General features: G+C 47.5%; 14 protein-coding genes. 5 read left to right on the top strand and 9 right to left on the bottom strand.

The genetic code is table 11. The annotated features are described in order from the left end of the window. Positions 1–66: 66 nt before the first annotated feature. Positions 67–1560: a lipopolysaccharide biosynthesis protein gene (locus HUK38_RS05545; RefSeq protein WP_182583304.1), complete on the bottom strand. Its 1494-nt coding sequence runs from the start codon at positions 1558–1560 to the stop codon at positions 67–69. Between the two features lie 58 nt (positions 1561–1618). Between HUK38_RS05545 and HUK38_RS05540 the strand changes: the two genes are divergently transcribed. Then, a complete protein-coding gene (locus tag HUK38_RS05540; RefSeq protein WP_182583302.1) occupies positions 1619–2293 on the top strand; it encodes a DUF2499 domain-containing protein in 675 nt (224 codons plus the stop codon). A gap of 35 nt (positions 2294–2328) precedes the next feature. On the opposite strand, the gene HUK38_RS05535 is transcribed toward HUK38_RS05540, so the two are convergent. From HUK38_RS05535 to HUK38_RS05500, 8 genes are all read right to left on the bottom strand, one after another. Next, positions 2329–2967 carry a Slp family lipoprotein gene (locus HUK38_RS05535; protein WP_182583300.1) on the bottom strand — a complete coding sequence of 213 codons (639 nt, stop codon included), beginning with the start codon at positions 2965–2967 and terminating at the stop codon, positions 2329–2331. A gap of 72 nt (positions 2968–3039) precedes the next feature. Then, entirely contained in the window at positions 3040–3681 is a 642-nt protein-coding gene (lipB, locus tag HUK38_RS05530; protein WP_338065364.1) for a lipoyl(octanoyl) transferase LipB, read from the bottom strand. Beyond that, positions 3678–3947: a YbeD family protein gene (locus tag HUK38_RS05525; RefSeq protein ID WP_182583296.1), complete on the bottom strand. Its 270-nt coding sequence runs from the start codon at positions 3945–3947 to the stop codon at positions 3678–3680. Before HUK38_RS05525 ends, lipB begins: the two co-directional genes overlap by 4 nt. Positions 3948–3952: 5 nt before the next feature. Continuing rightward, positions 3953–4831, bottom strand: coding sequence for an aminotransferase class IV (locus tag HUK38_RS05520; RefSeq protein WP_182583294.1), 879 nt, complete (start codon positions 4829–4831; stop codon positions 3953–3955). Then, positions 4831–5976: a D-alanyl-D-alanine carboxypeptidase family protein gene (locus tag HUK38_RS05515; protein ID WP_182583292.1), complete on the bottom strand. Its 1146-nt coding sequence runs from the start codon at positions 5974–5976 to the stop codon at positions 4831–4833. Before HUK38_RS05515 ends, HUK38_RS05520 begins: the two co-directional genes overlap by 1 nt. Before the next feature lie 139 nt (positions 5977–6115). Further along, the gene (locus HUK38_RS05510; protein WP_182583290.1) at positions 6116–6625 is read right to left on the bottom strand and encodes a hypothetical protein; all 510 of its coding nucleotides are present in this window, start codon (positions 6623–6625) and stop codon (positions 6116–6118) included. Then, the gene (locus HUK38_RS05505) at positions 6622–10296 is read right to left on the bottom strand and encodes an efflux RND transporter permease subunit (protein WP_182583288.1); all 3675 of its coding nucleotides are present in this window, start codon (positions 10294–10296) and stop codon (positions 6622–6624) included. The genes HUK38_RS05510 and HUK38_RS05505 overlap by 4 nt, the downstream gene beginning before the upstream one ends. A 108-nt stretch (positions 10297–10404) precedes the next feature. Continuing rightward, positions 10405–11601: an efflux RND transporter periplasmic adaptor subunit gene (locus HUK38_RS05500; protein WP_182583286.1), complete on the bottom strand. Its 1197-nt coding sequence runs from the start codon at positions 11599–11601 to the stop codon at positions 10405–10407. 439 nt (positions 11602–12040) lie between these two features. Here HUK38_RS05500 and HUK38_RS05495 point away from each other — a divergent pair, with 439 nt between their 5' ends. The 4 genes from HUK38_RS05495 (at position 12041) to HUK38_RS15355 (ending at position 19935) form a co-directional block, all read left to right on the top strand. Further along, positions 12041–13504, top strand: a complete 1464-nt coding sequence (locus tag HUK38_RS05495; protein WP_194365779.1) for a dynamin family protein — start codon at positions 12041–12043, stop codon at positions 13502–13504. Between the two features lie 641 nt (positions 13505–14145). Then, positions 14146–15003: a polyamine aminopropyltransferase gene (gene speE / locus HUK38_RS05490; RefSeq protein WP_182583284.1), complete on the top strand. Its 858-nt coding sequence runs from the start codon at positions 14146–14148 to the stop codon at positions 15001–15003. A 35-nt stretch (positions 15004–15038) separates the two neighbouring features. Further along, positions 15039–15977, top strand: a complete 939-nt coding sequence (locus HUK38_RS05485) for a cation diffusion facilitator family transporter (protein WP_182583282.1) — start codon at positions 15039–15041, stop codon at positions 15975–15977. Between the two features lie 346 nt (positions 15978–16323). Next, complete coding sequence (locus HUK38_RS15355) at positions 16324–19935, top strand: PKD domain-containing protein (RefSeq protein ID WP_182583280.1); 3612 nt, start codon at positions 16324–16326, stop codon at positions 19933–19935. The last annotated feature ends 302 nt before the right edge of the window (positions 19936–20237 follow it).

Here is a 20237-nt window from a genome sequence, read left to right as displayed (position 1 = left end):
GTTAGCTGTGCTACTTTAAAACAAAAATTATTGAATAATCATCAATAGTGTCACTATAAATCGTTATTAACGCTGCTGTAAACGCCAAAGATGACGGCCGTCAAACCATGCCACCATCGCAATAAATAATATTAACAACAACGTGGATGTTACCCACTGCGGTATTATAAGCCACGTTTTTGTTAATATTTGGTGTGTTGTATAAAGCATTAGCCCGACTATTGGATAACCAAATAAACGACGTAAATCATAAGGGACAGGATAGAAATGTTGCCCAAGATAATAAGACACAATCACCATCACGCTGTAGCAAAGAAGATGCGCCCAAGCTGCGCCTTGATAACCATAACGTGGAATTAAAATCCATAGGGTGATGATCGTGATAACAGCGCCGAGTAATGCAACAGTTGCACCTAATAATGTGTGGTCTGTCAATTTATACCAAATGGATAGATTGATTGATAAACCGAGTAATACATTGGCAGCGAGTAATATGGGAACAATGCTGAGACCGTCACGGTAAGCGGCGCCTATGAAGTATTGAAAAATGTTGAGGTAAAGTGTGACAAGTAAGAACAAAAATATACAAACAATCATAAACCAATTTAATACGAGTGCATATACTTGACGCGCATCACTCGCTTTTGCGTATGCAAAGAAAAAAGGTTCTCCAGCATAACGGAATGCTTGAATAAATAAAGTCATTAATACAGACAATTTATAACAAGCGCTGTAAATACCTAACTGAGCCAGGTTGGTTTGATCATCAAAGGGTAAAAGATATTTTAATGCAGCGCGGTCAAGCATTTCATTTACAATGCCAGCCAATCCAATCATCACCAGTGGCAACGAATAGCGCAGCATTCGCCGCAATAAATCATAATCAATACCATGCAGCCCGTCTTTAAATTGTGGCGCTAATAATAATAATTTAACACTACTTGCAACTAAATTAACAATAAAAACATAGCCAATACCAACATCTGGTTGCCACAGTTGAGCGAATACGGAGTGTGACTGATTGACAAAAGCTTGTTGGCATAGCACGATAAAAAACAAACTTAACCCAATGTTGATACCAATTTCAATCAATTTAATACCAGCAAAGCGTAATGCTTGATTGTCAGCACGCAACCGCGCAAAGGCAGCAGCGCCAATTGCATCCAGTGCCACAATGGCAATCGCCCATACCACATATTCAGGGCGCTGTGTATGACGTAGCAAATCAGCAATGGGTTGTTGCCAATACCAAATGGCGAAAAATAAACCGCTATTGATGACTAATAAAACTCGCACTGTGGTAGCATAAACACGTTGCGGATCATCATGTCCAGCAGTACGAAAACGAAAATAACCAGTTTCTAAACCGAGGGTTAAAACGACTGCTAAAAACCCCATGTAAGCATAAAATTCAGCAATAACACCGTATTCGGCTGGCGCGAATTGGTAGGTCAATACTGGGACTAATAGATAGTTCAAAAATCGCCCAATAACACTGCTCAAACCATAAATAGCAGTTTGAGATGCCAGACGTTTTAGTGGATTTGTACTAATTGACATTGTCATTAATTGATGTGTTTAAATTATTAAAGCGGTGTCGCTGAGGATCGCTTAAATCATGTTACTTTCATTCCCAACTTGGTGTATTCATCTTTTAACAGTGACCGAGTGGTTGGTGGCGATAAGATTATTCTATCAATATGGATTAAAAATCCAACAGCCCGCACTGTGCCAATTAGCATATAGCATGGTGCCGCATTTAATTGCTGGTGGATTAATTCTGCTATTTCACGCAAGTGGCGATCAATGGACACTGGTATTAAATGTGGCGCGGGTTTTAACCTTTTGTGGCAGTTTGTTGTTATTGACTGCAACACTGGCATTGAGTGTTGCATTACGCGGGCAGTCGAATGTTTTAATTTGGCGGAGTGTGCCATTGTTGGGTTTTGTTTGGTTATTGATACTAATCATGCCAACGGGATTGACAGATTTAGGAACAACGCTATTGCCAAGCACGAACGTTTTTTATTTATGTTTTTTATTTATGTTGCTAGTTGTTTATCGCCAAGACCGGCGCGTATTTTCGCCTGTGACAATTGTAGGATTTTGGTTGTTATTAGGATTTGTCGCTGCGACTATTACCGCAATGTCTATTGTTAAACAGGCAGGTTTGCCGAGTTTATCTCATGCAGATCATTTACACGGCTTGAGTGAAAGTGTTTTATCATTGAGTAATTTATTAATTGCAGTTGGTGTGTACCGCCGACTACAGCAATCGTCTTTTGTTGAATAGCAATGCGCTGCTGAATGATAAACAGCAATCAATCATTACCATCCGCCATGTATACCAATACTCAAATGGGTGCTGAATGGATGACGTCTTGAACGTGGCCACGGTTCAACGCCAAATCCGAATGGATAGGGATCATACCAGGGCGAATAGCGATAATAATAATGGTCATGTGGATTGGGTGTTGCGAGTATGATAGGTTCAATTGCTGGCCAGAGATGGTGTGTCGCTACTTTAATCACCGGGTAGCGATAATTGTATTCACCAATATTACCAGTTTGCGTTGCGTCAACGGCGCCAACTACTGTTAATAAACGTTCGGCTGCATACACATTTGGATCAATAAAACCAGTGACTTTAGCAATAAACCGCCCTAGTCCTGCGCGATTAAGCTGGGGGTATCCGGACTGATCGAGTGGATAAGCTAATAATTCAATTTCGCTTTGTTGACGGTGATTAATGATGCGTAAAATTTGCCCGCCCCAGCGCACAGCTTGACCAATAAATGCGGTCGGATGTTGCTGCACAGCGGTTAATTCAATATTGCGCACAGGTTGATGATTCAATTGGGCGGGAATAGGACTGGTGACGCATCCGCCGGTGAGCGTGAGAATAAGCAAATAACCTAACTGGCGCCAGCGTTGCTGCATTTGATTGATTATTTGCACAGCACTCATGCGTTAAATGTCCGTTTATTCACAATGAATAGCGAATGAATATGGATGCCATATTTATTCTGTAAATATCCATTATTCACACTCCAGCAATTGCAGCCCCAGCAATTCTGCGAATAATTCACTCAACCGCTGTTCAATCGCTGATCGTTGATAAATAACACCGCAGTTGCTTAATTGCGTGACCTGTAAATCGGAATAACCACAGGGATTAATCCGCGTGAACGGCATTAAATCCATATTCAAATTAAGCGCCAGCCCGTGATAACTACAGCCGCGCCGCACTCGCAACCCAAGCGCCGCGATCTTTGCCCCGTTGACGTACACGCCCGGCGCCTGCTCGCGGCGGTCGGCGGTGATGCCCAACTCCGCCAGCAGTAAAATCACTGCCTGTTCAAGCAGTTGCACCACCTGCCGCACACCTAATCCAGCGCGGCGCAGGTCAAGAAGCAAATAACACACCAACTGCCCGGGGCCGTGATACGTCACCTGCCCGCCGCGATCAGTGCGGATCACCGGAATCTCGCCCGCGTGACGCACATGTTCAAGGATGCCCGCCTGCCCGAGCGTGAACACCGGCGGGTGTTCCAGCAACCACAATTCGTCAACGCTGTCAAGATCGCGGGCGGCAGTGAACGCCTGCATCGCCTGCCAAGTGCTGAGGTAATCGCACCTGCCCAAGTGGCGCAGGTGCAACAGGCGTGGCGGTTTAGTCACAGTGTATAAACAATGCACTCGTGGGCGCTGAGATCGGTGTAGATTGCGTCCAGTTGCGCCCGGCTGGTGGCGGGAATGACCGCCGTCACGGCCTGCCATTTACCCCCACCGCTTGGGCGAGATTGCCAAGTGACTGCTGATAAATCAATCACATGACGCTGTAAAATGGCCAGCACGACAGCGGTGACATCTTGATCGCCACGCCCGAAGGCTTTGATCGGGAAAGCGCAGGGAAAGTGCAACGGAGTGTTGCTGGCATCAAACATGTGGACTAGTCCGCCCACGCCGTGTCGGCGGTGAGCGTCTGTTTGTAGCGCTGATAACAACTGTCCAATTTTTGCCACAGCGCCCCCGGGCGACCATCACCAATCGGCGCACCATCCAGTCGCGTCACCGGCAACACCTCGCGGGTGGAGCTGGTCAGCCACAATTCAGCCGCGGCGCGACACTCGTCAACAGTCACGTCGCGCTCGGTCACGGTCAACCCCGCCGCCTGCGCCAGTGTCATCACCAACTCGCGGGTGATACCTGATAACAAGTACGGGCCACGCGGCGGTGTGATAAGTTGTTGATTTGACGTGACAATAAAGTAGTTGCTGGTCGAACCTTCGGTGACGTGACCGTCGCGCACCAGCAACGCCTCCTCTGCACCCTGCGCTGCGGCGGCTTGACGTGCCAGCACCGCCGCGACCAGCGAAATGGATTTGATGTCGCAGCGTGACCAGCGGACATCATCACATAACACCACCGCCGCGCCCTGCGCCAACACTTGCGGATCACGCGGTTTGAGCGGCTTGGCTTGCGCAAACACGGTCGGCGCGGTGGTCGCAGGGTCAGGAAAGCGGTGATCGCGGGCGGGCGGGGCGCCACGAGTGACTTGCAAATACAGCGTTTGATCGCCGTCGGGATTATTATTCACCAATTGCCGCAATACCGCTCGCCATTCAGCGCGGGATAATGGGTTAATTAAATGAATACCGCGCAGGCTGGCGTCTAGGCGATTAAAATGCGCGGCCAATTCCACCGGCTTACCGCCATAGACGGGAATGACTTCATACACGCCATCGCCAAATAAAAACCCGCGATCTAATACCGAAACCTGCGCTTGTTCTAATGGGAGAAATGCGCCATTAAGATAGACTAATGCCATTATTGAAACCACCGTAATACTGTGTCAATCATGCGTCGCCAGATGCCACCTAAGGTGACTTCTTGTAATGCCACTAATGGAATGCGTTTAATATCTTGCTCACCTAATGCAATGACGATTTCACCAATTGCTTCGCCAGCGGCCACTGGGGCAAATAATTCGGCCGGTTTTTCTAAGCGCGTGGTTAATTGATCGTAACGCCCGCGGGGAATGGTCACTGCCACGTCGGTTGCTGATCCGACCGGCAATGCTTTCATACTGCCTTTCCAAATGCGCAAGGTTTCCAATGGCTTTTGCGCGGGGAATAAAACATGCGTTTCAAAAAACCGAAAACCATAATTGAGTAATGCCAAACTATCCCGCGCTCGCACGGTGGGATTAGGTGTTTTCATTACCACCGCAATCATGCGCTGACCGTCACGTTTGGCCGATGATACGAGGCAATAACCAGCGGCATCAGTAAAGCCAGTTTTAACGCCATCTACGCTCGGGTCTTGACTGAGCAGGCGATTACGATTCTGCTGTTTAATGCCGTTATAAGTGAACTCGGCTTGCGAATACCAGCGATAATACTGCGGGAAATCTCGAATTAACGCGGTTGCCAAAATTGCAATATCACGCGGGGTACTGTAATGATTGGGATTTGGTAATCCCGGCGCATTAGTGAAATGAGAATGAATCATACCCAAGCGTTTAGCTTGCGCATTCATCAATTCGGCAAACGTCATTTCAGAACCAGCAATGTGTTCGGCTAATGCCACACTCGCATCATTACCCGATTGAATAATCATGCCCTGAATTAAATCTTCGACGCGAATACGCTTGCCGACTTCAATAAACATTTTCGAGCCACTGGTGCGCCACGCTTTTTCGCTGACTAATACTTCATCATCGAGCTTAAGATTGCCCTCCGACAATTCATTAAACACGACATAAGCTGTCATAATTTTAGTCAAACTAGCGGGTTCCATGCGTTCATCTGCATTGAACTGTGCCAATACATTCCCGCTTTGAAAATCCAGCAGAAGGTAACCGCCCGCTTCAATTTTAGGCGCTTCGGGTGTTGGAAGATCAACCGCCACCGCCCAAGTTGGTAATAATAAAGCGAATGCAGCAAATAAATAAGAATGTATCAATGCTTTCATCATGGTTAGATCAAGCGACTGTTTAGCCGATAGTCAATCAAAGAAAATGACCGTGCCGGCGGGATAATAAAGCAAGATTTTACCGTAATTTGCACCCCAAATACCGCATAAACTGCCGTGTCAAATGACCAAGACTGCCTTACTGCGGGCGAAACCGATAGCCCGGCACCGTCTGCGCCGGCGTCAGACTATCTAGCCGCGTATCCTTGCGAAAACGATACGGCGTGGCGGATATCTCACCATACCAACCCGCCGCTGTTGGATCTGTGCTAAATAACGGTGGCTCTTGTTGCGGTAACGAGACTGAGTGATTGTTACCACGTCCACTTTCGCTGCGATAGCGATACCCATGGGCGGTCTCATTTGAAAAAGATTGCGACGTAAACTGCTGCGTACCCCGCGAATCCCACTGTGACCACTCGCCGGTAGCGGTCGGGGTAATAGTTGATGACGGTGGGTAGGCAAGCGGCACTGCTGAAGAAGGGTTGGAAAAAGCTGACAGTGGTATCGAACCCGCATCGTACCGGCTCGGGTCGTTGCGCAACTCGGGCGACTGCGCCCAACTTAGCGCAGTCAACGTGGCAAGACCGACCAGTGTCGCTGCTGCGTTGCCAGCGCGCCACAGCAGCGTATGTGCAACAAATTTCACGCGGCTGGCGCATCGCCCGCCTGATCCGTTTTTAGCCGAATTCCACGCCGTCCAGTTTTTTTCGCTGTTTTTTCTGGCGTAACTACCGACTGTTGCAAGGCATTTTTTGGCATTTCAGCCACTTGTTGCGTAGAATCTACAGTTGTAGTTGACGCCGCCGTATTTGCGACTGGTTGCGCAACTGAGCGCGGTGGGGACGGACGCCGTGACGGTTTAATTGCATCATAAATCAATAACAGAACCCCGCGTAAAATATACCCAATTACTAATAAAAATTGCGCCAAACGTGCAATAACACTCGATTGCTGGACTGATTGACGCGGCGTCCCACTCGTGACGGATTGTTTAACCACCTCATTTACACAGGGCAATTCAATACCTGGCGGTGAATGTGCCACCGCCACTTCACATAAATCACGACTGGCCGCTACGCACCCCAATGGGATGACTATTAACGTTAATAGCGTTGACACCAAAACACCCGATGCTAATGAAATGGCCATGCCCTGAAAAATTGGATCAGTGAAAATAACACTTGATCCCGCAACCAATGCTAATGCGGTAATGACAATTGGGCGGGTGCGGGTGGTGCAGGCGCGAATGACTGCTTCGGCAACTGGCACCCCTTTTCTCAATTCGTGAATAGAAAAATCTACCAATAAAATTGAATTACGCACAATAATTCCGGCCAATGCAATCCATCCGATCATTGAGGTGGCAGTGAATTCTCCGCCCATGCCCAATTGAAACATCACCAGATGCGCTGGAATGATCCCTAACAGGGTCAGTGGAATAGGCGCCATAATGACCAACGGAATACGGAAGTTACCAAATTCCCATACCACTAGAATATAAATCAATACTAATGCAACACCAAATGCTGCACCCATATCGCGGAAGGTTTCAAAGGTCACTGTCCATTCGCCTGCCCATTCCCACGCCGAATAACGATCACTCGGCGGTGCGCCTAGCCAATAATTATCTGGAGTCACACCATCCGGCGTTTGATAATTGGTTTGCGCTAATAAATCTTCAATTTGAAACATCGCATACACGGGCGCCGCTAATTTACCGCCAACATCTGCAACGACATATTCAACACCGCGCAAGTCTTTACGGTAAATAACATCTTCTTCTGGCACCCGTTCAAAGCGCCCCAATTCACGCAATGGCACGGTTAAACCTGTATTTGCCGCCACTGGTAAATCACCGAGTGATTGCACTTGCGCCCGTTCACTCAATGGCACTTGAATAACAATGCGTATTGGTTCATGCCCAGCAATTTGTTTGACATCACCCAATTCAGCACCACCCAACGCCATTGCCAGATTTTGATTAATCGTATCCACTGAAATACCACGCCGCACGGCCTTTTCGGTATCAACATGAAAGCGCCAATAGTCATACGGCTCGCGCAAATAATTATCAACATCACGGGTGCTATCTGCTTGGGTAAATAATTCTGTCATTTCGCGTGCAAAGGTGCGCCGCACTTCAGGCGATGGCCCGTGAATCTCCGCCACCACTGCTTGTAATACTGGTGGCCCCGGCGGCATTTCCACCACTGAATAATGCGCACCACGTTGTTCGGCTAATGATTTCACCAATTCGCGTGCCGCTACAGCTAATTCATGACTTGACCGATTACGCTCATGTTTGTCGGTTAATTGCACTTGTAATTCGGCCTGCCAGGGTTCGGAACGCAAATAATAATGCCGTACCATACCATTAAAATCGAATGGGCGCGCTGTGCCTGCGTATAATTGAATGGCAGTCACTTCGGGTAAAGTACGCAAGCGTTCGGCCATTTGCTGGGCAAGATTGGCCGTGACCGGCAATGCGGTACCTTCCGGCATGTCAATCACAACTGAAAACTCAGGTTTATTATCCAGCGGTAGCATCTTGACCGGCACCCATTTGAAATAAAAGAAGCTACAGGTAAATAAAAATACGCCCCACAATACTAGACGGAACGCCGCCCGTTTATATTTGTTTTCAATTAAAGGAATGAGGATAAAGCGGTAAATACTCTCCAACCGCTGCGCTTCGTGATGTTCACGTTTTTCGGCAACTTCTAAATACCGCATAGTTGGTCTCAACCAATTAGAAATCGCGAGATACGGCGTGAAAACAAAGGCCGCAAATAATGAAATTAACATGGCTACCGATCCTAACGCGGGAATTGGTTCCATGTACGGTCCCATCATGCCGCTGACAAATCCCATTGGTAATAACGCGGCTATGACCGTGAAGGTTGCTAAAATCGTGGGATTGCCCACTTCGCGCACGGCATCTACTGCAATATCTTCTTCGGTTGCGCCTTCTGCTAACCAACGGCGATAAATGTTTTCTACTACGACAATGGCATCATCTACCAAAATGCCAATAGAAAAAATCAAGGCAAATAAACTGACGCGATCAATGGTGTAATTAGTAATCCAGGCAACAAAAATCGTCATTAGCAAGACAACGGGAATGACCAACATAACAACCAGCGCCGGTTTTAATGCACGGAATGCTAATAACACTAGAATAAATACGAAAAAGGTGGCAATAAACAGTTTGAAAATTAATTCCGATACTTTTTGATTAGCTGTTTCACCATAATTGCGCGTCACACTCACTTGAACATTATTAGGAATGCGTGTCCCTTCCAATTCAGCAACTTTGGTAAGGATTGCATTGGCAACTGTGACACCATTGGTCAGAGGTTTTTTTGCAACGGCAATAGTCACTGCGGGGGCGCCATTTGCCCGATCATCATTCACCGCCGCCGGACCGTTGTAATACATCACCAATTGACTAGCATCTTCTGGCCCCTGCGTAATCTGTGCTAAATCACGCAAATACACCGGCACTTCATTAAAGGTACCGACAACTAGCCGATTCAAATCATCAGCACTTTTAAGGAATGCACCGGTCGTGACTGAGAAATGAGACCCACTTGATTCAACACCGCCCGCCATTGTTTCTGCATTCGCAGTTTTAATTGTTTGCGCGACCTGACCTAAACTGATTTGATAACTTGACAAACGTTCTGGCAACACATCAATTGTAATCTGTTCCCGCCGCCCACCAACAATAAAACTATTACCAGTATTGGCGACTTCCTTTAGCCCTTGTAATACATCTTGGGCTAATAAACGCAATTGCCCATCATCTACATCGGGCTGTCCATTACCGTCCAAATCTTTTGACCATAACGTCAGAGTGACGATTGGCACATCATCAATGCCTTTGGTTTTAACTAAAGGCGGCAATACCCCAGGTGGAATCCGATCCATATTAGAAGCAATCTTGTCATTCAATTTGACTAGCGATGGACCCATTTCCTCGCCCACGTCGAATTCAACCGTCACTAATCCTTGACTACGTTGCGCAGCTGAATAAACATGTTTCACGCCCGGTATTTCACTCATCATGCGTTCTAATGGCTGTAATGCCAAATTAGATACCTGTTGAGCAGATGCACCAGGGTATTGCACCATAATGTCAATCATTGGCACGGAAATTTGTGGGTCTTCTTGACGCGGTGTTGCTAATAACCCGAGCAATCCCATTGCTAACATGGCGACATATAGCAATGGCGATAATGGAGAACGAATGAAAAAGCGGGCGCTTTTGCCAGCAAGTCCAAGGTGTTCAGAGGTGGGAGTTGACTGATCAGCCACGGGTGTTAATCCTGTTGCAGATTCAAAATAAAACGTCGTTCTTGGGATTGAATTGTGTATGCGTTAGACACGCCAGTTTCATTCAATATGTGGTGCGGCATTAAATTATTAACGACCCGCCGCCCCGCGTTGTGACCAGCCGGTCGTGACAGTGGGGGCGGGATTAGCCAGAATACGTTCACCCGCCCGCAAGCCACTTAAAATAGTCACATCATTCGGTGGTACCGGTTCACCAACCCGAATTAACCTTAATTGTGGACGATTATGTTCATCTAATACATACACCCCGGGTAAACTGCCATTGTAACGAATAGCCAATTGTGGAATCACGGGATTGACTTGTGCCGGGGCCGTGAAATCAGGAATTAACACTTTGGCATACATCCCAGGTTCTGACATGCCTTGTGGCAGATCAAATTTGACTTTAATAGTATGGCGCTGTGTATCAGCCATCGGAAAGATTTGCGCTAAACGTACGGGTAAAACACGATGATCTTCATTTGGTTCTGATCTTGATTGACTGCGTATGGGAACATCCAAATCGGCGCGTAACATCATGCCTTCACGCAATCCGGAGCGTAATCGAGCGGGAATATCTACTTCGACTTGTAAGTATTCAACATCGGCATATTTTAATAATGGCTGTCCGGGTTGAACGGTGTCACCAACCTCAACCAATTTTTTAATAATAATGCCACTAAACGGTGCAATTGAGTTGGCATCGCGCAATTTGGCGTCTAATGCTTGTAATTCTGCTTGCAAGCGCATCAACTGATTTTGTGCTTCTTGCACTTGGGTGCGTGAGGCAAATAAATCGGCTGATTGTTCAGTGCCTTGATCGCGTTCACCCATAAAATCTTCCATTGGGCGAGTGAACATTTGATCGAATAAATTGGGCATTCCCATTCCGCCAGGTGAAGAACGGGCGCGGGGCGAAAATAACTCACGATTGAATTGCACACCGGCATTTCGCATTTGCGCATCCGCTGTTGCCATTTGCGCAACTAATGCTTGACGTTGAGCTAATAACTCGGTCGCGTCAATAGAAGCCAACGTGTCATTCGCCTTGAATGCATCGCCTTCAATACCAGCAATGAATTTAATTCGCCCCGGCATTTGCGCGGCAAAGGTGACTTCTTTATACGGAATGACCGTGCCACCAATGGCGACTGTCGGTAAACCTTCAGCTTGTTTGACAATATAAATCGTCTCTTCAGCGCCTGCTGGTGACAATAATAATGTCGTTGCGAATAAACAATGGGCAAATATTCGAGGAATAGTACGCGAAGAAATTATCTTTGCCATGAGCGGAGACACCTAAATAAACAACTAAAGAGATCGTGTAAAATAATGCGGCGGCATTTGGCAATTAAAACCATTCACCAAGCCCACTGTCAATACTGCATAGTAATAGCAGTGCTTTGTGACTCGCCATCACTATGCGTTGAGCAGTCAGTTTAGTATCGCGTAAAGCGTGAGTTAATTCAAGTAAGCGGCGGTTTAAGTAATCGTCAATCTATTTGTTATTCTGAATATTAGCGCACATTGATTGCATTTTAACAACGCAATCAGTCAGTTTGACAACGGCGCAACACCGCCCACCGTGCCGACTATCGCACCAAAATTAGAGCGTATGGTATCGTGATCTGCGACGCAGGTTGCAATTTTCGACACGTTCACGTCGGACGCGTTGCAAATATTCACAGATGACCGTCTTTTTTATACCACATCATAGGGGAATTTCATGTCAGCAGTGACCGCCGGATTTGAGAGTGTTCAACAGCGTTTGAGCGAGCTTGAGGCGCATCTTGAACAAGAAAACCCGATATTAATCAATGCAGTACAAGGCTTTCGTCGCTTAGACAGCGTTGCCTATGAACTCGGGTTATTGGCAAAAAATCAATCCTTTGCTAATCAAGTGCCCTGGTGGCCGCTAATTGCAATTTTAGGGACATTTTCAGCTGGAAAATCTACATTTATCAACGACTTTCTTCAACAAGATATTCAGCGCACCGGCAATCAAGCCGTAGATGATCGCTTCACGGTGGTTGTGTACGGGGGCGATGAGCGTAGTTTAACACTGCCCGGCGTGGCGCTTGATTCTGATCCGCGTTTTCCGTTTTATCAAATGTCACAGCAAATAGAACGGGTGGCGGGCGGGGAGGGCAAACGTATTGATGCGTATTTACAATTACGCACCTGCCGAAGTGAGCGTCTGCGTGGGCGGATTTTAATTGATTCACCGGGATTTGATGCCGACGCCCAACGCACTGCGATTTTAAGTATTACCGATCATATTATTGATTTATCCGATTTGGTATTGGTGTTATTTGATGCACGCCATCCCGAACCGGGCGCGATGCGTGATACCTTAAAACACCTGGTAGCTGACACTATGCGCCGTGGTGATTCCAGCAAATTTTTATACATTCTTAATCAAATTGACACCGCAGCACGCGAAGATAATCCTGAAGATGTAGTCGCTGCTTGGCTGCGTGCTTTAGGTGAAGTGGGATTAACAACGGGACGGTTTTATACCATTTATAGTCAAAGTGTTGCGGTGCCAATTCCCGATCCAATTCGGCGACAACGCTTTGAACATAAACGCGATCGTGATTTAGGTGAAATCTACGAACGCATTGCCCAAGTTGAAATAGAACGTGCCTATCGTATTGTTGCAGCATTGCGCAGCACTGCCACAATATTAGCTGATGAATCTATTCCTTTATTAATAACTGCAGTGAAACGCTGGCGTATGCGCACTCTACTGGCCGACATCGGAGTGATTTCCACTTTAATTGTGTTATTTCTCATCTGGAGCATTAGTGCCGGCCATTGGCAAGGATTAACCTATCAACCGGGCTGGCTCACTATATTAGAGAACTTGGGATTGACTTGGACATTAGAAACGCTCGAAATGCTATTATTTATTGGCATGATCGCCATGCACATTGGTATCAGCCGTTTAATAACTTGGTCGTTATTATCCTGGTTAAAAAAACAGATCGCACAAGAAAAACTACCAGGCAATATCATTGACGCCTTTTTAATGAATGTGCATCGTTGGCAAACGATTATTACTGGTCAGCCGGTAGGTTGGAATGCATGGGCGGAAGGGCGGGTTGCTAAAGTCTTGCATGATTGTGAAGCCTATGTGCAAAGCCTGAATGAACGCTTTACTCATCCATCGGACACGCCGCGTCAATAATTCATTTGAATTGTCGCCTGACATTTGATGATTAAAAGACCAGTGTGCCATCCGTGCGGCAAGTCCCGTGCGACTCAACAAATTAAACGGCGGCAGCCCAACGCATTTGAAAATACCACGAACCATTTGTCGGGAGTGGTTCATTATTCATCTATTTGTGTCAAGTTTATCTGCATTTCAAAATATGGATTAATGGATTAAAACCGGGGTTGTGTTCTTTTTGGCAATACGCACAACGCGATTCAGCGTGGTTGGTAAATCAAATTATGCGTGTGATATTTGAAATAAATCAAGGGCAGATATTCAATAAAAAGGAGAGTTGGCTATTGATTTTCAATAATCTATTATCTTTATCGCCAATAAGCAAGGTTAATGGCAAAATAGCCGCATTTAGTTGGCATTAATTGTTGTAGTTAAGCCAATATAAAATGCTTGCTGAATTCGCAGTCTAATCTTCTTCATTCCCGCAAACGCGAACATTTAGATAGCGGCGTGTTGTTGGATTCTCGCAAGGTGGGAATGACGATGTTACCATATTGGAATCAATTTATCTTGGATTGACTATATTATTCGTCGCTTACTTTGCCGATTTGATTTAATCTCAATAGCCTTATTTGGGCATCACATTTAGGAAGAAACTTATGCTTAATCATCCTGACTGGTTTGTTGAAATTGCCACTGACGCCGGCAGTGCTTTTGCATTGCGCATTAACGCTAAACTGCATGAAGAACGCACACCTTATCAAACAATTGCGATTTATGACACAACGCAGTTTGGTCATTTAATGGTGATTGATGGCTGCACAATGGTCAGCACACGAGACAATTTCATTTACCATGAAATGCTCACGCATCCGGCATTATTCACCCACCCTGCGCCGCGCCGCGTGTGTATTATTGGCGGTGGTGATTGCGGAACGCTGCGCGAGGTATTAAAACATCCCGAAGTTGAATCGGTGGTGCAAATTGAAATTGATGAGCGCGTCACCCGTTTGGCAGAGCAGTATTTCCCCGAATTAACTGAGAGTAATCATGATTCCCGCGCCACATTATTATTTTCAGATGGAATTCGTTGGATTAAAGACGCGGCGCCCGGCAGTCTTGATCTTATTATTATTGATAGCACAGATCCGGTAGGTCCAGCGGAAGGTTTATTTAATACTGCGTTTTATCAAAACTGTTATTCGGCGCTCGGTACTGATGGCATTTTAGTACAACAAAGCGAATCACCGCTGTATCATCTTGACATTATTCGCGGCATGTATAATAGCTTACACACTGCCAATTTTATGCAGTGTCATTCACTGTTTTTTCCCCAACCAATTTATCCATCAGGTTGGTGGAGTGCAATTTTAGCAAGTAAAGTGGCGAATGAATACGGATGGCGTCAAGCAGCCGCGGCGGCGTGTTTATTTCCCACTCGCTATTATAACGCTGTAATTCATCAAGCAGCATTTACGCCCCCGCAGTTTTTTGCCGAGGCAATCACTAAAAATTAAACACCGGCCAGATTTTCATTGCATGGTAATTGACTATGGCAACACCATCTATTCCGTCTCACCCACCCACGACGGCAACTGTTGCGCGGTTGCTGTGGTGGGCTACCCACGCTTCCGTTGCCACTGCGGTTGTATTAATGATTGCCAAATTTGGTGCGTGGGTAGCAACCGGATCAATCAGTTTACTAGCAGCACTAATTGATTCTTCACTCGACGCTGGGGCATCACTGATTAACTTATTAGCCGTACGCTGGTCATTGCGTCCACCTGATGATAAACACCGATTTGGCTATGGTAAAGCGCAAGCATTGGCGGCACTTGGACAGGCGACTTTTATTGCTGGTTCGGCATTATTTTTTGCGCTTCATGCCCTAGATCGGTTATTACACCCGCGCCCCTTAACGGCGACTGAAACTGGGGTGTGGGTGATGCTTTTTTCAATTGTATTAACACTGGGGTTATTGCTATTTCAACGCCATGTCATTCGTCGTACAGGCTCAACAGCAATTAAAGCAGATGCGATGCATTATGCGACTGACTTAGCCACGAATGGTGCAACGATTGCGGCATTGTTATTTGCGCAATTTGGGTTGCACGGTGCTGATCCGTTATTTGGTCTGGCAATTGGCGGCTATGTGTTGTATAGCGCATTTCAAATTGGTTGGGATGCAGTGCAGCTATTATTAGATCGTGAGTTACCTGAACCGCAGCGCCAGCATATTTTGGCATTGGCACATCAAGTACCACAGGTATTAGGTGTGCATGATTTGCGTACCCGTCAATCAGGACAATCGCTCATCATTCAATTACATTTGGAATTAGATGATAGCCTGTTGTTAATTGCGGCGCATCAAATTGCGGCTGAGGTGGAAATGCAAATTCGTGCTTATTATCCTGATTCGGACATCATTATTCATCAAGACCCGGCGAGCTTAGGTGATGAACAAGATCACGCTCAGTTAGCGTTAAAATGACGGGCGATTTAATAAACGATATAGGTCGGTCTTAAGCATGGCACTGTGCGAATTAGATCACGGATACCGTTTAATAGAGCGTTGTATCCTAAACACGTTGTGTTATAAATTGTGCCGGAATTTCATGCCAAAGCCACTACGCTTCAAAATAATGTGCTTGCTTTTTTAAAGCACTTGTTGTGTGGACTTAGCAGAGTTGAGAATCTCTGGCAAGTCACCATATTAAACAGCCATTGACTGCATTGTATAAACATCACGAATGGAGGAACCCTTAAAATTCTATACGATTACCACAACGTGTCCTTTCCTTTTTATCAACCAAACTAAGTTAGAGAGTACCTTTAATATGTCTTCACACCTTATGCCTCATTGGTTAAGGTCTGCGGCCGCGAGCGGTGTCCTCCTCATAGGAGCGATGTTGCCGCTGTCCAGTCAGGCTGTCACCAATACCTTAACGGGCGTCGTGACTGATGCTGCAACAGGCGATCCGCTCGCCAATGTCAGCGTGTCAGTTGCCGCACAAACCGCCACCACCGATAGTCAGGGTCGCTATACCCTGAATAATGTCCCTGCCGGTAGCTTGAATGCCGATTTTTACGCCAATAACACCGAAGGCGAAGCGCCACTCGCGGTGGATTTTTATGATGCGTCAACCGATGCAACGCAAGTCATTACTGCCGAATTAAATGGTTATATTCCTTATCAGTATGACCATGTGCGAATTGAAGCGGGTGATGACAATCGCCATGACATTTCCATGACGCAGACCTTGGCTGTTGGTGAAATGCGCTTTGTCTTGACCTGGGGTGAAACACCGCGTGATTTGGATTCGCATTTATTGACATCCATTGCCGCTGGCAGTAATGGTCAACCCTACCATGTTTATTACGGCAATAAAGGGCACCCTGATTCCGCCCCATTTGCTAAATTAGATGTGGATAATATGTCTGGCTATGGTCCAGAGACTGTCACTATTTCACGGTTATTTAATGGTGTTTATCACTATTACATCCACAATTACAGTGGCCGTAGTAATACGAATGATGCCGGGTTAAAAGCCTCTGGTGCAATAGTGAATATTTATTCGGGCGATCGACAAGATCAAGCGGCGTACGAGTTTAAGGTCCCGGAAGAATTAGGGCGTTATTGGTATGTTGGCACACTGGACGGCGCCACCGGCCAGTTCACTGCCATCAATCGCATTCAAGATACCGAACCAGGCAGTACGGCACGGTCTGGCAGCGAACAGCCGTATCCGCCAAAACCTGAAGCGCGTGAGGCGGTTGCGCCGACTATCACCGCGTGGTTGTGGGATTTTGGCGATGGTGAAACGTCCACCGAACAGAATCCGCAACATATCTACACCGAGCCGGGCGTTTATACAGTCATGTTGACAGTCACCAATTCAGACGGCATGTCGCGTGAAGTGGTGAAAACAGAGTATGTGAATGTCGCCGGCGCCACGACGGTTAGCACTGTGTTGTGGGGTGTGGTGACGGATGCGCAGTCGGGTGAACCATTGGCAAATGTGGGCGTCAAACTCAATGGTGGTCAGATTGTTCGCACCAATGAAGAAGGCGAATACCGCATTGAAAACGTGCCACCAGGCTCGTTGAGTGCCGACTTTTATGCCAACAACACTGAAGGCCCCGCGCCATTAGATGTTGAATTCTATGATGCCTCCAGTGATGCCACGCAAACCCTCACGGCTAACATGACCGGTTATGCGCCGTATTCTTATGACCATGTGATGATTGTCGCAGGTGTGGAAAATCGCCATGACTTTTCCATGACGCGGCCGCTGGCAGCGGGCAACATGCGGTTTGTGTTGTCGTGGGGTGAAACGCCACGGGATTTGGATTCACATCTGCTCACTCCTGATGGGGAGCACGTTTACTATCCCCTTGAAAACCGCGACGTTGGCCACGCCAATTTGGATATTGACGACACCAGCAGTTATGGACCAGAAACCGTCACCATCACTGACCTGGTTGACGGGACGTATTACTACTTCGTTCATAACTACTCGGCACGCAACACGACGGGTGACACTACGCTGGCCACGTCAAGTGCAATCGTAGAAATCTATGACGATAACGGTTTGCTACGGTCGTTGACTGCTCCAACCCCATCAACCGACCCCGTAACCGACCTCGTAACCGGCCTCGGTGAATACTGGTATGTCGGTAAATTGAATGGCGCGACCGGCCAGTTCACTATCGTCAACGAGTTGGTGGAAAATGAATCTGACATCACCGGTGGCGAACGTAGCGGTACTCAGTACCCGCCGAAATTTGAAGCGCGGGAAGCATCAGCGCCGAGTATCGTGTTGTGGCAGTGGGAGTTTGGCGATGGTCAATACTCTAGCGAACAAAATCCCGAGCATACTTACCGCACTGCCGGCAGTTATGACGTGCGCCTGTTCGTGATGAATAGCGACGGCGTAACTAACGACATCACCAAAGAGGATTTCGTCGTCGCCACCGCCTCGACAACGGCGATGCAGACCTTATCGGTTGATGTGTACGGGCCGGGTGCGGTCAGAAGTACGCCCAGCGGCATTGCCTGCGGTAGTTTGTGTGAACGCGACTTTTCTGCCGATCAATCTGTCACCCTGACCGCCATGCCGCTAATCAATGGTGCGGTGTTTAGTAGTTGGAGCGGTTGCACTACGAACGACGGCTTAACCTGCACGGTCTCGATGGCTCAAGACCGCGATGTCACCGCGACCTTCCGTTACCCAACCGGCAATCGCCAGTTGGTGGTGTCGGTGGTTGGTGAAGGCAGCGTAGTTAGCACTCCCGCTGGCATTGACTGCACGACGTCCATGTGTCTGGGTAGCTTCGCCTCCACGACCTCAAGCGTTTCGCTTGCAGCAGACGCCGCTGAGGGCTGGCAGTTCAAACAATGGGGACGTGGTGGCGCCTGTCCGGGCAGCACATCGCCGACTTGTCAGGTAGAACTGACTGGAGCGCAATCGGCCATTGCCGAGTTTGAAGAGCAGTCCTATACAGACCGCCTGCAAATTGAAGCCGTGATCGTTGGTACGGGTAAGATCGTCAGCCGCCCATCGGGCATCAACTGCTCGCGTACTCTGGCAGATGATTCGGAAGGTGACGTTGGTTTAACTGGCACTTGCAGCGAAACCTTTGGCGAAGATGAGACCATCACTTTCACAGCAACGGCCATTGGTGACGATGCCGAGTTCACCGGTTGGGGTGGCATCTGCGCCCCTGAAGAACCCGCCGCTGGTGAAACGGCACCTGCCCCAGTGCCAACTTGCACCGTCGCGGTTGCCGACTTACTGGAGGCCAGTGATGAGCCAACCCAGCAGGTCATTGCGTCGTTCGGTGCCGTGCCGCGCCAAGAAACCACCCGCTGGAAAGTTGCCGAGCTGTACATGGCCACGATGGGCTATGCAATGGATGCACAAGGGCTGGATTATTGGGTAGGTAACATCGAAACCGGTCAGTTGGATGCTAACGGCGATCCTTGGACCATCGAAACTGTTGCCCAAGCGTTCTTCGAGCAACCGCTGGTGCAAGCCAAGTATCCGCAAACCTTGAGTGACGGTGAATACATTGATGAGATTTACCGCAACATCTTCGGACGCGGTGCGGATGTCAATGGCAGAAACTACTGGATGACCGAGCTGGGTGAACGTGGTACGCCGCGCAACGCGATGATTATTGCCCTCATTAATGGCGGATGGGCCAATACCTCGGCGGATGCGCAGTCCGATATGCTGCGGTTTAAGCATCGGACTGAAGTGTCACTGGCTTTTGCTGACTACCAAAGTGAAAATGGCATTGTGTACAGCGAATTGGGTGCGGCGAATCAGCAGTACCTCATTGCCGCTGGTAGCAATGTGTTAGCCAATGTCACGTCAGATGAAGCCACCCGCGACGCGGCGATTGAGAGTATTCCTAATTTGCTCGCGCCAATTGCTGGCGATTGATAATACGCGCTTAAATCATCCGGTCGGCTACGGCTGACCTGAGTTGATGTTTTACCGCTCTCTGGCGCTGCTGGAGGGCGGTTTTTTATGATTTATCATTCACCTGCGGTTTATCACCTACTGAACACCTTATGAACCATGCTATTCAACACTATCAACGCCAATTAGATGATTTACAGCGCGTGGCGGGGGCGGATAATGAAAGTAGTTTGCGTGATGCGTTTCAAACCTTATTAAAAACGCTCGGCCATGAACAGCAATTAATTCTGGTGAACGAATACGAAATCAAAACTGCGGCGGGC

The sequence above is a fragment of the Thiospirillum jenense genome, assembly GCF_014145225.1.
Taxonomy (GTDB): Bacteria; Pseudomonadota; Gammaproteobacteria; order Chromatiales; family Chromatiaceae; genus Thiospirillum; species Thiospirillum jenense.
This window is presented reverse-complemented; position numbering and strand designations above follow the sequence as displayed.